This window comes from Chitinophaga sp. HK235 (assembly GCF_018255755.1).
In the GTDB taxonomy this organism is placed as follows: domain Bacteria; phylum Bacteroidota; class Bacteroidia; order Chitinophagales; family Chitinophagaceae; genus Chitinophaga.
On record NZ_CP073766.1, the window covers coordinates 6,600,104 to 6,613,135 of the forward strand.

11 protein-coding genes are annotated in these 13,032 nt (G+C 47.8%); 4 read left to right on the forward strand and 7 right to left on the reverse strand.

Features of this window, described 5'->3' with window-relative positions:
• Positions 1 to 2: 2 nt before the first annotated feature.
• Positions 3 to 782, forward strand: a complete 780-nt coding sequence (locus KD145_RS25110) for a patatin-like phospholipase family protein (protein ID WP_212002583.1) — start codon at positions 3 to 5, stop codon at positions 780 to 782.
• Positions 783 to 828: 46 nt separating this feature from the next.
• On the opposite strand, the gene KD145_RS25115 is transcribed toward KD145_RS25110, so the two are convergent.
• From KD145_RS25115 to KD145_RS25135, 5 genes are all read right to left on the reverse strand, one after another.
• Positions 829 to 1,254: an SRPBCC family protein gene (locus tag KD145_RS25115; protein WP_212002584.1), complete on the reverse strand. Its 426-nt coding sequence runs from the start codon at positions 1,252 to 1,254 to the stop codon at positions 829 to 831.
• Between the two features lie 189 nt (positions 1,255 to 1,443).
• On the reverse strand, positions 1,444 to 2,877 hold the full coding sequence (locus KD145_RS25120; protein ID WP_212002585.1) for a RagB/SusD family nutrient uptake outer membrane protein: 1,434 nt from the start codon (positions 2,875 to 2,877) through the stop codon (positions 1,444 to 1,446).
• A 14-nt stretch (positions 2,878 to 2,891) separates the two neighbouring features.
• Entirely contained in the window at positions 2,892 to 5,957 is a 3,066-nt protein-coding gene (locus KD145_RS25125; RefSeq protein WP_212002586.1) for a SusC/RagA family TonB-linked outer membrane protein, read from the reverse strand.
• Between the two features lie 222 nt (positions 5,958 to 6,179).
• Positions 6,180 to 7,529, reverse strand: coding sequence for a HAMP domain-containing sensor histidine kinase (locus KD145_RS25130; protein ID WP_212002587.1), 1,350 nt, complete (start codon positions 7,527 to 7,529; stop codon positions 6,180 to 6,182).
• Between the two features lie 4 nt (positions 7,530 to 7,533).
• Complete coding sequence (locus KD145_RS25135; RefSeq protein ID WP_249219551.1) at positions 7,534 to 8,208, reverse strand: response regulator transcription factor; 675 nt, start codon at positions 8,206 to 8,208, stop codon at positions 7,534 to 7,536.
• Between the two features lie 222 nt (positions 8,209 to 8,430).
• Here KD145_RS25135 and KD145_RS25140 point away from each other — a divergent pair, with 222 nt between their 5' ends.
• Complete coding sequence (locus KD145_RS25140) at positions 8,431 to 9,165, forward strand: DUF4397 domain-containing protein (protein ID WP_212002588.1); 735 nt, start codon at positions 8,431 to 8,433, stop codon at positions 9,163 to 9,165.
• On the opposite strand, the gene KD145_RS25145 is transcribed toward KD145_RS25140, so the two are convergent.
• Positions 9,162 to 9,986: a hypothetical protein gene (locus tag KD145_RS25145; RefSeq protein ID WP_212002589.1), complete on the reverse strand. Its 825-nt coding sequence runs from the start codon at positions 9,984 to 9,986 to the stop codon at positions 9,162 to 9,164. The genes KD145_RS25140 and KD145_RS25145 overlap by 4 nt on opposite strands.
• Positions 9,987 to 10,123: 137 nt before the next feature.
• Between KD145_RS25145 and KD145_RS25150 the strand changes: the two genes are divergently transcribed.
• Entirely contained in the window at positions 10,124 to 10,939 is an 816-nt protein-coding gene (locus KD145_RS25150) for a carcinine hydrolase/isopenicillin-N N-acyltransferase family protein (RefSeq protein ID WP_212002590.1), read from the forward strand.
• Positions 10,940 to 10,946: 7 nt separating this feature from the next.
• On the opposite strand, the gene KD145_RS25155 is transcribed toward KD145_RS25150, so the two are convergent.
• Positions 10,947 to 11,996 carry an ArsO family NAD(P)H-dependent flavin-containing monooxygenase gene (locus KD145_RS25155; RefSeq protein WP_212002591.1) on the reverse strand — a complete coding sequence of 350 codons (1,050 nt, stop codon included), beginning with the start codon at positions 11,994 to 11,996 and terminating at the stop codon, positions 10,947 to 10,949.
• A 424-nt stretch (positions 11,997 to 12,420) separates the two neighbouring features.
• Here KD145_RS25155 and KD145_RS25160 point away from each other — a divergent pair, with 424 nt between their 5' ends.
• On the forward strand, positions 12,421 to 12,864 hold the full coding sequence (locus tag KD145_RS25160) for a hypothetical protein (protein ID WP_212002592.1): 444 nt from the start codon (positions 12,421 to 12,423) through the stop codon (positions 12,862 to 12,864).
• The last annotated feature ends 168 nt before the right edge of the window (positions 12,865 to 13,032 follow it).

The window sequence follows — 13,032 nt, forward strand, 5'->3', positions numbered from 1 at the left end:
GCATGAATTCAATCTTATCCCAAGTACCTGTGCTGCGTCCTTTTGTTTTGTCTGGTGGTGGTGCCCGCGGTTATGCCCACCTGGGTGTATTAAAAGCCTTTGCCGAAAAACAGATTTTTCCCGAAGCTATTGCAGCCACCAGTGCTGGTTCTATCGCTGCGGCCTTCATCTGCGATGGTTATCAGACCGATGAGGTGAGAACGATCTTTCAGCAACATAAGCTGGGACTATCTATGGAATGGAAAAACTGGCGTTCCGGTTTTTTGTCGTTGAAGAAGGTAGAACAGGTGCTGCAGAAAACGCTGCGGCATACTACTTTCGAATCGCTGCCGCTTCCCTTGTATATTACGGCTACCAATTTTGTCACAGGTGAACAGGCTATTTTCAACAGCGGTCCGTTGATACCGGCTATCCTGGCGGCATCTTCCATTCCGTTGCTGTTTCAGCCGGTGGATATTGAAGGAGTGGCTTATGTGGACGGCGGACTTTCCGGCAATCTGCCGGTAGAGCCTTTGCTGCATCAATACAAAGATGTGATTGGGGTACACGTCAATCCGCTTACACCTTATGATCCGGCAGGTGGGTTTATGGCCAATGTAGAGCGGACCTTGCACATGGCTATCCGGGAGCCGGTACAGAAAAGTAAAATGTTGTGCAGCTATTTCGTAGAGCCGGCAGGGTTAGGAAAGTTCGGTATGTTCGACTTCGGAAAATTCGATGCTATCTATACTACCGGTCTCGAATATACGAGGAAACGGCTGGAAGAGGTTCCGTTTGTATAGTCATGTCCGGAATGCAGCAGCAACAGTGCATTCCGGACATGGGCCATTAATTTGCTTCGGTATATTTACGGAAGTTATCCAGGATAGCCTGCCAGCCGCCGCGTTGCATTTCCAGCGGATTGGTATCTTCCGGATCAAATGTTTCCACTACTTTGGTGTTGTCACCTTCTGCGCTGAAAGTGATTTTTACCTTTCTGTTGTCAGTAAGGGCGTATTCGATCAGTTCATGTTCTTTTACATCGGTATATACACCGCCGAAATCGAAGCTGAAGCTACCGTCTCTGGCAGCCATGGTAGTGCTGAATTTACCACCGGTACGAACATCATTTTGTGCTTCCGGTGCATGCCATTCTGGTGTCGCAAAGCACCATTGGGTAATATGCTCTGGTGCGGTCCAGTATTCCCATACTTTTTCTACAGGCGCATGAATAGTGCTTTCTACGGAGATGGTGTTTTTGTTTTCGGTAGACATATGTATAGAGTTTAATTGTTTTCGATAATGCAAACTTACAGCGCTTCCTTTGTATACATCGTGTGTGAAAACGACAAATGAGAGGCGTTTTCCGCCATATAAAAAAATAAGGGGCGGTAGAAAACCGCCCCCGTCATATTCCTATTTCTGTTAATAAAGCCCCATTTTTCGATTACGTCCGTTGATCGCTTACCAACCCTTGTTGTTGGGTTTAATGTTTGGATTACTCAATACTTCTGACTGCGGGATAGGCAGGTAGTAATACAGTGCGGAAGGTAACAGGTCTGTCTGTGTATCTCCGGATTGCAGGTCTGCTTCATCCCTTTGTATAGGTAATCCCAGTCTTTTCAGGTCGTAGTACCGGTGCCCTTCAAAGGGCAGTTCCCGGAATCTTTCCACCAGTATGTCGTTCAGTAATTTTTTAGAATCGGTGTAGGTTTGTGTTTCGTATCCCTTGATACGGGCGAGGCGCAGCGTATTCAGGTCTTCTGTCGCTTCCGCCAGGCGGCTCAGGTGTTGATATGCTTCCGCGCGGATGAGGTACATTTCTGATACGCGGAATACTTTCACATCGTTGCGGTTTTCAGCGCCTTCTGCACCTGCATATTTTTTTACGACATCTGCCAGCTGTCCATCTGCGGCCAGTGCAGCATCGTTGTCAAAATAGCTGTTGTAGCGGATGTCGTTCTCTTCATCGTAAGCCTGTAACAGTTTAGTGGAAGGAGCGAAGTATACGATGCCGATGCCGGCGTTTTTCCAGATATCGCCGGGGCGCAGTTCACTGAGGTTGGTACGTTTGAGTTTGAAGATTATTTCCGCATTGCTCGCGTCTGTCCAGATAGCCGGGAATTCAGCGCGGCTGGCAAGGTGGAACTTACCAATGGCTTTGGTGGCGTTTTCTGCGGCCGCTGTCCAGTTGCCGGTGTATAATGCTACGCGTGCCTGCAGTGCATAAACGGCCTGAATGCCCATGCGTGTCACGTCTTCGCTATCACCTGTGAGGGTGGTGGCTGCATCGAGGTCTTTGTGCAGTTGCTGAAAAAACTCAGCTGCAGTGGGCCTGGCCGGCTTGTTGTCGATGTCAGGGCTGGTTACGTAAGGCACTGCGGGCGCATCGGCCTGGTATACACCGGCGTAACTGAAATTGCGGTACAGCTCAAAGTGTTCAAATGCGCGGATGGCAAGCAATTCACCACGCAGTTGTTGTTGCTGCTGTTTTTCTGTATCGTTGTGAACAGGCACTTTGTCCAATCCTTCCAGGACACGGTTCACGCGGTTGATCACCTGGTACGCATTGGTCCAGGGGGCGGCGATTTCAGTATCACCACCGGCAAACGACCATCTGAACAGGTTTTGGGCGGAGCCGTTCACACCGGCATTCTTTAATCCTATCCTGCATTCGTCTGCCATCACGGATCCGATGCGTAAGGTGGATTCCGGTTGCCAGCCGGCGTAAACGCCGAGTACGGCGCGGTTGACAGTTGTCAGTGAATTGAAGATTTCATTACCATCTACCTGGTCGGTAGGTTTCACATCCAGCATCTTATTGCAGGAGGTGGAGTAGAGCGTGAAAGTGGCGGCAGTGCAAATAGTCACTGCCTTTTTTATGATGGAATAAGTCATATACATTTCAGGTTTTAGAAGGTTACATTGATACCACCGGTAATGGTGCGGGGCATTGGGTATTCGTATTGCGCGATATCGTTGGCATCTTCCGGATCAAAGCCACGCCATTTCATGACAGACAGCAGGTTCTGGCCGCTGGCAAACACTTTAACATTGCGGATGGCGCCGGTCATGCGTGCAGGGATGGGCACATTGTATCCGAGGGTGATATTGCGCAACTTCACATAATCTGCGCTGGTCACATTTCTGGAAGTAAAATAAGTGGGATACTGTGCGCCGGGATACTGGCTGATGTCACCGGGTTTCTGCCATATGCTGAGCATGTCTTTAGACTGGCTGTACTGGCGGTAGTTGGGACTGCCGGAGTGAGCATACAGATCGGGATAGTTGAGACGTGACATGCCATGAATAAAGCTCACCAGCATAGACAGGTCGAAACGTTTGTAACGGATACTCATCGTGGCACCACCGATCAGTGGCGGATCGTAGGTGGCTTTCATCGGTACGGCATCATCGGGATTGTAGGTGTTGGTTTCTTTTCCTTCTTTATCCAGATAGATCGGTGCACCTGTCTGCGGATCTACTCCTTTCCAGCGTACGGCGTAGAAGCTGCCCAGCGGACGGCCTACCATGTTCATAGTGGCCTCGTCGGCAAAGATCTGTTCTTCTCCGCCCAGGCTCAGAATTTTGTTTTTGTTGTAGGCCAGATTAACGCCCAGGGTAAGGGAGAAGTCTCTGTTTTTGATAGCATCACCTTCCAGCATCAGCTCTATACCGCGGTTACGCACCTTGCCTGCATTGGCTGCTATCGTAGCAAAGCCGGTAGTGATGGAGAGGTTACGGTTTACAAACAAACCTTCTGTAACACGGTTGTACACATCTATTTCACCACGCAGCCTGTTGCGGAAGAAACCGAACTCCAGACCTACGTCGCCGATACGGTTCATCTCCCAGTTGTAGGCAGGGGTGCCGGGTGTAATAGGAACCAGTGTTTTATTACCGTTGTAGTCAGCGGGGCTGTATAAAGTCCTGAAACCATAGTCGCTGGTAAAGCCACCAGCATTGCCGGTAAGGCCGTAGCTGGCTCTCAGGCGCAGGGTGCTGAAGGCATGTACTTCTTTCATAAAATCTTCTGCCAGGATGTTCCAGTTGCCGCCAAAGGCGTAGAAGAATTTGTAACGGTTGTTGGCTGGCACCTGGGAAGACCCGTCGCGGCGCAGGCTGGCGGAAAACGTATATTTGTCACCGTAGGAATAACGGAACAGCCCAATCTGTGATACCAGTAATCGGTTGGGCGTTGTTTGTCCGCTGAGGGTGGGGATAAAGTTGTTGTCCGGTGTGCCGGGTGTAATACCAGCAGGGGTACCGGGCAGTTCTGAAACAAGTCCATAACCCGTGTAGCCGAAACCGTTACCTTTGATTTTATTGATTTCGGATAACAGGTTGGCTTCTATTTCATGGTTTTTACCCCATTGTTTGTTATAGCGTAATCCGCCGGTGGCCACGAGTCCCAGCCGGTTGTTCAGTCCTCTCTGATAAGAGCCCTGGTTGCCGTTGCTCACCAGTTTACCATACCAGGAATCAGGCGTAAGGTATTCAGTGGTGTTGTTCTGCTGGAAGTCCATGCCAACAGTACCGGTTAACTGAAATTCTTTGCTGAGGTCTACTGTTTCATTCAAAGACATTACGCCTTTTATCTGGTTATCTTTTTTCAGACTGTTGGCATAGGCGTCGAGTGCATTGGCACCGTAGCGGCCGGAGCCTGGCTTGCCATAAGGCGATTCATAGGGTAATGCATAGTACAAGGCTGCAATAGGATTTTTTTCGGTGATACCACCGCCACCAACAGCTGCGCCTCCTTCTTCTGCTACACCTTCATCCTGTATGTATTTGATGGTAGCGGTGGAGATACCGACGTTCAGCGTGGTTTTAAATCTGCCGCTGCGGTTTTGTATGTTGCCGCGCAGGCTGTAACGCTCCAGGCCTGAATTAAGTGCAATGCCTTGCTGATTGAAATAACCACCGGACAGATAGAAAGTTGTTTTTTCATTACCACCGGAAACATTCAGGGAATGTGTCTGGATGCGACCCTGGCGTAACAGGTGTTTGCGCCAGTCGGTGTTGATCTGCCGGAGGCTGTCGAGGTATTGGGTGCCAAAGGCAAAGTCTTCTGCTGTTTTAGGTACCAGCGCGCCGTTCACCAGTTTGTTGGGATTGTTTTTGGAATAAGCCCATCCCGGCATGCTAGGGTCTTGCAGTATTTCTTCAAACTGCAGCCGCTGATCGGTGTTCATCATATCCCATTTAGAGCTGTTGAGGTTGGAAACACCGTACTGGCCGCGGTAGTTGACCCGCACTTTTCCATCTTCCCAGGCTTTTCCTTTTTTGGTGGTGATGACGATTACGCCATTGGCGGCTCTGGAGCCGTATTGTGCGGTGGCAGCTGCATCTTTTAATACGTGTATGGTTTCAAAGTCTTCCGCGTTGAGGGCAGCGAAAGAATTGTTGGCTACGGGCACACCATCTACCACATATAAAGGGTTGACATCTCCGTTGATAGAGCCGAGGCCGCGGATAGATACCCTGCCCGCTTCGCCAGGTTGACCGGTAGGGGTGCCAACATATAACCCAGGTGCACGTCCCTGTAGCATCACATCGAAAGAGGCTACCGGTGCCTGTGTGGTCACGGCAGCAGGTAGACTGGTGACAGCGCCGGTGGTGCGGGATTTGCTTTGCTGGGTGTAACCGGTGATCACTACTCCTGTAAGCGCCTGTGATGCGGAAGAAAGAGATATATCCATTACATCGCTGCCGGAGATGGCTTTCACGGATAGGTCACTGTAACCAATATACGAAAACCGGAGATTGTTTTTTCCTCCCGGCATCATAATGGTATAATGGCCGTTGGCATCTGTTACCACGCCATTGGGAGTGCCTGGCACAGACACGCTCACACCGATCAATGGCTGCTGCGTGAGCGAGTCTATGACCGTACCTTTAATGGTCCGTTGCTGGGCCATACCGGTAATGGATACCACCAGCAGGACTACAAACAAGAAAATAGATTTGATCTGCATAATTAATCGTGTAATTAATAAGTAAGAGATAGGCTGTTGAATACGAATGCAAAACTAGCTGCACCACATTAGAGGGGAATTAAGATCAGGCGCGGAAACCGTTAGAAAGCCATTAGGAAATTTTAATGTGGGAAAAGTTTGGAATTGTAATAAACATGCGAAGACCCTGGCGTATTTTATAGTAGCCAGGGTCTTCGTGTATAGTATGATGTTGTTCTTAATTTATTTGGGAAACACAAAGCGAAACGTAGTGCCTGTGCCGGAAGCAGAATGCACGTGAATAGTGCCATTGTGCAGGCGTACAATTTTTTCTGTGAGAGAAAGTCCGATGCCAAAACCCGCAAAGGACATGGCATTGGCGCTGCGATAAAACGGACGGAATATTTTTTCTGTTTCTCCTTCCGGGATACCGATGCCTTTGTCACTGACGGTAACATGGATCTGTGTATCGGTGGCATTTAATTCGCAGTATACTTCTTCTCCGGCAGAAAACTTAATGGCGTTTTTAACGACATTGCTTAATGCGAGAAACAACAAATGGCGATGTCCCTGCATGGTTACCCTCGATACATCCAAACCAAACCGGAAGGCTATTTTTACGGGATAATGCCCGTTGTTGCTCCATTCATCCACCACTTCCCACAGTAGTTCGTTCATGCTTACCTGTTGTAGGTCGTTGTTGTCCATATTGGCCTGGGCCAGCTCCAGCAGGCTGCTGATAAGGCTGGTGAGTTTGGTGGCGTCTTCCACTACATTGCGTAGTGTGGTTTTATATTCTTCGGTGTTTCTGTTCTGCAGCAGGGCAATTTCAGCTTCTCCCAAAATGGCGGTGATAGGCGTTCTCAGCTCATGTGAAGCGTTGGCGATAAATACCCGTTGTGCTTCAAATGACTGTTCCAGGTGTTCGAGCAGATGATTGATGGTGATGGATAACTCATCTATTTCATCTGTTTTGTGAGCATTGACATGTAATCGTTTATCCAGGCTGGTGGCCCGGATGGTCCTTACATTATCGATGACGTGGTTGATAGGGCTCAGGGCCATGCGGGAGAAAATACGGCCCAGTATATACGTAATCAGTAATGATAGCAGAAAAGCTATACTCATGATCCAGCCCAGCTTCCGCATGTTTTCGATACCGTTGCTGTCTGCGGCAGTGGCTACGATGATGAAGTTACCGGAGTTGTCTACATAGTAGATGGCGCATGCCTGCTGTCCATTGCGGGTGAAGCGCATCCGTTTCTGGTTGACCACCTGTTGCAGGGTGGCCTTATCCCAGCGTACGGTATCTTCTTTGATAAATACCGGTTCAAACTGGTTGTTGTAAATTCTGATTACTTCCTGGTTGAGGGAGCGGGGATATTTTTTTAAGACTGCGAGAAAACCTTCCTGCGAAAGGTTATCTTCTGCCAGATAAAACTGGGCCACGGTCATGGCCCGGTCTTCCAGTTTATCGTAAAAGCTGATTTTACGGTTTCTTTCCACCAGGGAATAGATGCCGGCCAGCAGGATGAGGAGGAGCACGGCAAACAGAAAAGTGAATTGCAGGGATAACCTGTTTCTTACAGTCATATTGTTACATTTCTCTCAATACATACCCTACGCCAATAACGGTATGGATGAGTGGTTTAGAGAAACCTTTGTCCACTTTGGCGCGGAGGTAATTGATATATACATCTATGAGGTTGGTACCTCTGTTAAAGTCAATGCCCCATACTGTTTCTGCCATATGCGCGCGGGAGAGCACCCTGTTTTTATTGGTGATCAGCACTTCCAGCAGGGAGAACTCTTTTACGGTTAAAAAGATCTCCCTATTATCCCGGAAAACGGTACGGTTATAACAGTTCAGTTCCAGGTCGGCCACACGGTACACTGCCGCGGGAGTTATAGTGTGTCCACGGCGGTGCAGCGCATTGATGCGTGCCAGCAGCTCGTCGAAATGAAAGGGTTTGGGCATATAATCATCGGCGCCGCTTTCGAAGCCCTGTACTTTGTCCCTGACCGTTCCCAACGCAGTGAGCATTAATATCGGCAGGCCCTTTTTAAGGGATTTGATGCGTCTGCATACTTCCAGTCCATGTAAGGTAGGCAGGAGCCGGTCCAGTATCACCAGGTCATAATCATACTGCATGGCTACATGGCAACCGTCCTGTCCGTCGTATGCTACAGTCACCGTATGTTGATGTGCTTCCAGTCCTTTTCTGATAAACGCTGCTACTCTAGGTTCGTCTTCTATCAATAAGATATTCATAATAGTAATGTGGGGCTAAATTAAGGGGACTGCTGAATATTTAGCGCTGGATTAAAGGATTCTAATCCAGGATGAGAGCGTTTTAATCTCAGATGCCTGTTAAATAAATGATAAGCAATAGGGGGGCTTCTTTTTTTTAATGTCTTATGAGTAGGGATTAACTATTTTTGCCCTTTTTTTAAATGTAGTGTCAGGCCTGCATTTTGTACTTAATGGATGATCATGGAAAAGAAGACCTTGCTGTTAGCTGTTTTTGCTGTTGTTGCGCTTTTATCCTGTGAAGAAGATAAAAGCAAGCCTGCAGCCCAGCAGGCGTTGCTGATGGCTGTCAATGCGGCTCCCCAGGCGGGCCCGGTAAACGTAGTATATAACGACAGAAAACGGGTGAACAAACTTCCCTACGGCAGCTATAGTAACCGTTATGGTAACGCCTACAGAAGTATTACCACACTCGAAACAGATGACCTGATGGTGGAAACCCAAGATGGTAAAGTGGTGATAGCCGACAACCTGTGCGTGGAACAGGGAAAAAAATATTCTCTTTTTATTTATGATACACTCCAGGGTAGCCCTTCCAGGCTTAACTATTCCCTGGTACCCGATAATATACCGGCGCCGGCCGTAGGTCAGGCTCAGGTACGTTTTCTGCATCTTTCTCCCGATGCGGCCCCTGTACTGGTGGATATCTTTAAAGAAACAGACAGTGTACGTCTCACGGCAAGCCCCATGCCTTACCTGGCCACTATCCGCAAACCCGCTGATGTAGCCGGTTTCAAACCGATAAAAGGAGGTGTCTACCAGGTGAAAGTAAAACAGCTCCATGGAGACATCGCAGAAACTATTCTGGACATTCCCCGCGTGAAACTCTCCGACAGAGGTACCATTACCCTTTATCTGAAAGGACTGATGAACGGCCAACCGCCCTATTCACTGGATCTTGGGCTGATCAGGCATTAACGCCGATGACCAAACAACCACGCCGGTAATATCGCCGTGGTATAAAGTTCACTATATATCTCATGGCCCAGCTGGTCTGCTTCCCAGAAGCGCAGCCGGCTGCCGTGCAGCGTATGACGCAATAAGGAATCCGTGCGGAATGGATTTTCATAGTCTGCATTGCCATGGATAGTCCATAATGGCGTGGCAGCCAGCGCCGGCAGATGGTTGAAATCGGGTATGCCGGAAACAGCCACCCCGGCCGCAAAGAGATCTGGCCGCAGGCCAATGCTGTTGTAAACACTGGATGCTCCCATCGAAAAGCCTATCACATAAATCCTGCGGGCATCCACAGGCAATACTTTCTTTAAGGAATCAATGAGTTGTAACACCGTATTGGTATTGGGACCGGGTACAGATACCAGCACCCCCCGACTGCTATCCATCACATAATTGGATGAACGCTCCGGAAACTGCGGTGCTACTACATATGCAGGGTAGTCCTTCCGGATATCCTGCCTGGCCCACATCTTAGCGAGGATGCCCAGCTGGCTGATATTGTCTGTGCCCACTGCTCCGGAGCCATGCAGTACCAGCACCAGCGGGTAACGTTTGTTGCGATCAGCAGGCAGTGGTGTGAGTAACCGGTATTTGACAGTCCTGAACTGATAAGGTTGAAAAACATGCTCGTCTATCCCGCGGATAGCGGTTTTTATGCTGTCAACGTGTTTTGGGTTTGCAGTGGAATGAACCAGGGAATAGGCTTGGGGCTGCTGTTGGGCGGTAACGGCTATTGACAGCAGTAACGCCAATAGGGTAAAAGCGGAGGCATATTTTTTCATGAAGGAAATGTGTGGAGTAAAGCTAATGATTCTCTTTACCGCATACCGAAAAAAGATGGTGAAATTTATCGTGAGTCAACAGTGTTCGGGAAGAAGAAGGGAATTAATATTTAAATTCACTGAAATAACCTCACAACATGAAACCTTTCCTCCTGCTTTGCTGGCTTTGTTTGTTTGCAGGAATATTTCCTGCTGCAGCCTGTTCTATTTTGTATTATATAGATACACAAACGGGAAAGATTTATGCAGTGAATAATGAAGACTATTGGTATGATGTAAACCCTTATATTAAAATTCTTCCGCATAAAGACAATCAGCTGGCGCGGCTATGGTACGGATGGAATGACAGGGCGCAGGGAGGCGTGAATGAAGCAGGTTTGTTTTTTGATGGTGCTACCACACCGCTGGAGCAGCGGATAAAGGGATACCGTAATCCTTCCGGCAACCTGGGCGATGAGATACTGGCCCGTTGCAGGACCGTAGAAGAAGCGCTTGCGCTACTGGAAGAAAAGAAGGTAGCGCTCACAGATGGTCATATGTTGTTGGGAGACAGGTTTGGACATGCCACGGTGGTGGAATGGGTGGATGGCAAAAGAAACCTGATCAATATTAAAGACAATGTGCTGATGGCAACCAACTTCCTGTTAACCGATAAGGAAAAAGGAAATTATCCCTGTCCGCGTTATGCTGCGATGGAGGCTGCGGTGAAACAACTACAGGCCGGTGGAAAACCGGTGGGGCTCAAAGAAGTAGGAAACATTGCGGCCAGGGCTGTGCAACCCAAAGCCATGGGCCCTCATCATCGGGAGTACGGTACCCTGTATTCCAGTTTTATCAATATCACGGATATGGAGTTTGTACTGGTGTACAAACTGGACAATTCCAAACTCACTAAGCTGGACCTGAAGGCTGAATTTACAAAAGCAACGGAGCAAACCATCCGGCTGCAATAACCGGTTATTATGGTTGTTGCAGATAGTTGTTGAGCTCATCAACGGTCTGACGGGCTGTCCTGCCTACACCGATCAGGGTGGCGGAGGCAAAGCCGGTCCATTGTCCGTAGCCTACCAGCCACAGACCTGCTATGGTGCTGGCCCTGGTGCCTTTGGTTTCTATTCTTCCATTGGGATGGATAATACCCAGTGGACGAAGATGTTCCAGTGAAGGCCGGAAGCCGGTACAGAATATAACGGCATCGGCTATTTCTTTTTTCCCATCTTTCCAGCCAATTCCTTCGGAATAGAAATAGTCGAAGGAGGGTAGATAGTGTTGGTACACACCGTTGGCCCTGGCTGTCTTAACGGAAGGTACCATCACAATATGGCCAAGAGAAGGACGTTGAAAGTCTTTCCCCTGCTGCATGGCTTCATATTGCATGGTAGCTGCATCAAAAAGATATTTACCATCAATATGGTCCGGTAGAAATTCGGGTGCCTGTCGCGTGATCCACAGGGTGTCGGCCACTGGTGATATATCAGCGAGCAGTTGTGCACCGGAATTACCTTCGCCTACAATGGCTACCCGTTGTCCGCTAAAAACGCCGGGTTCCCGGTATTGGGAGGAATGCAAAATGTGGCCCAGGAACAGGTCTTTGCCGGGAATATCCGGTATGTACGGATTGGCAAAACTACCGGTAGCACTCACCACTGCGCGTGCACGGTAGCTGCCGGCAGTTGTTTGCAGGAGGTAAATGTTCCCTTCTTTTTCTACGCTCAATACTTTCACCGGCCTTTGGACCGGAAACTGGTACCGGTTTTCATATTCCTGCAGATAGTGGATGGTTTCATCACGGCTGGGATAATGCTGTTGCCCGCCCGGCATGAATACGCCGGGTAGTGAGCTCCATTGCGCCGGAGAGAACAATGACAGGGAATGCCAGGTATGCTGCCAGGCACCACCCGGCCGGGCTTCACCGTCCAATAGCAAATAACGCAGAGACGTACGCCTGAGATAATAAGCTACCGCCAGTGCACTCTGGCCTCCTCCGATGATGATCACGTCATATTCCATCTTCCTGAATTAAATGTTCCGCTACAAAGGTCCTGCAATAATCCGTTATATGTTGCCTTACGAATAAATTTGCTGTTATCGATACCACTTTAGTGTTTGTTTTTTGTTATGTAGAGTATAACTACAGGCAACTTCTTTCCTGCCATCTGAAGGAATAAAAGCCTCAGCTGTCAGTGAATAAGACCAGTAATTAATAGTATAGCCACATTTTTTTGTTAACATTACACCCGAAATTTTGCAGTTATGTTCCAAGTACCAGGAAAGATTAAAATCCATGATGAGTTATTACTTTCTCCGCGGGCATATGTCAAATTGTTTGAGCAGAATAGCGCAGCTATAGTTTCCGCCAGATTTATACCACCAAAGTTGGGAAGTGGGCAGGTGACTGGATATGTTCGGGTGAAATTAAAAAATTCATTCAGGAATGACTTCAAACTCACCCCCAGGAACAAATACTAACAATCATCACCAAATGTCACCTCAGATTACAGAGGCTGCAATGATGAGTTGGCTGAATAATCAGAAAGAGGAATTGAAAATCAGGCAGGATGAAATGCAGCTTCGGCGTTTGGAGATGCAGCAAAATTATGAACTATCAAAAGAAAATTTAAAATTACAAGGTCAGTATTTACAATCCTCTCCTAAGTTTAACTTTCAAAACAAGGTTGTCGTTTTGTCTTTTATTCTCGTCGCACTACTTATTGTTTCAGGAGTATTTATATACTGTGTTTATTTAAACAAACAAGAGATAGCAATGAGGATTTTAGAAATTATTACAACAGCAATAATTAGTGCCGGAGGAGGGTATGCATTAGGAAAAAGCAAAAATAAAGAGGGGAGAGATGATAAAGCTGAAGTGATGGAATAGTTTAAAGGTCAGTATTTTACTGGCCTTTTTTTATAGAATTTTTATTGGGAATTTATATTCAATGACCGATAAAAGAAGAAAATTACTTATTGTACTTTATAATCTTATTTAATATATTTATAGAAAGGTCGATAGTTTAGAAAACAACGATAAAGCAGGTAGGGGGCG

Excerpts from the sequence above, each read along its gene's own strand:
- KD145_RS25110 (WP_212002583.1), top strand. The coding sequence starts at position 3 with ATGAATTCAATCTTATCCCAAGTACCTGTGCTGCGTCCTTTTGTTTTG.
- KD145_RS25160 (WP_212002592.1), top strand. The coding sequence starts at position 12,421 with ATGACTTCAAACTCACCCCCAGGAACAAATACTAACAATCATCACCAA.
- KD145_RS25130 (WP_212002587.1), bottom strand. The coding sequence starts at position 7,529 with ATGACTGTAAGAAACAGGTTATCCCTGCAATTCACTTTTCTGTTTGCC.
- KD145_RS25145 (WP_212002589.1), bottom strand. The coding sequence starts at position 9,986 with ATGAAAAAATATGCCTCCGCTTTTACCCTATTGGCGTTACTGCTGTCA.
- KD145_RS25150 (WP_212002590.1), top strand. The coding sequence starts at position 10,124 with ATGAAACCTTTCCTCCTGCTTTGCTGGCTTTGTTTGTTTGCAGGAATA.
- KD145_RS25120 (WP_212002585.1), bottom strand. The coding sequence starts at position 2,877 with ATGACTTATTCCATCATAAAAAAGGCAGTGACTATTTGCACTGCCGCC.
- KD145_RS25125 (WP_212002586.1), bottom strand. The coding sequence starts at position 5,957 with ATGCAGATCAAATCTATTTTCTTGTTTGTAGTCCTGCTGGTGGTATCC.
- KD145_RS25155 (WP_212002591.1), bottom strand. The coding sequence starts at position 11,996 with ATGGAATATGACGTGATCATCATCGGAGGAGGCCAGAGTGCACTGGCG.
- KD145_RS25140 (WP_212002588.1), top strand. The coding sequence starts at position 8,431 with ATGGAAAAGAAGACCTTGCTGTTAGCTGTTTTTGCTGTTGTTGCGCTT.
- KD145_RS25115 (WP_212002584.1), bottom strand. The coding sequence starts at position 1,254 with ATGTCTACCGAAAACAAAAACACCATCTCCGTAGAAAGCACTATTCAT.
- KD145_RS25135 (WP_249219551.1), bottom strand. The coding sequence starts at position 8,208 with ATGAATATCTTATTGATAGAAGACGAACCTAGAGTAGCAGCGTTTATC.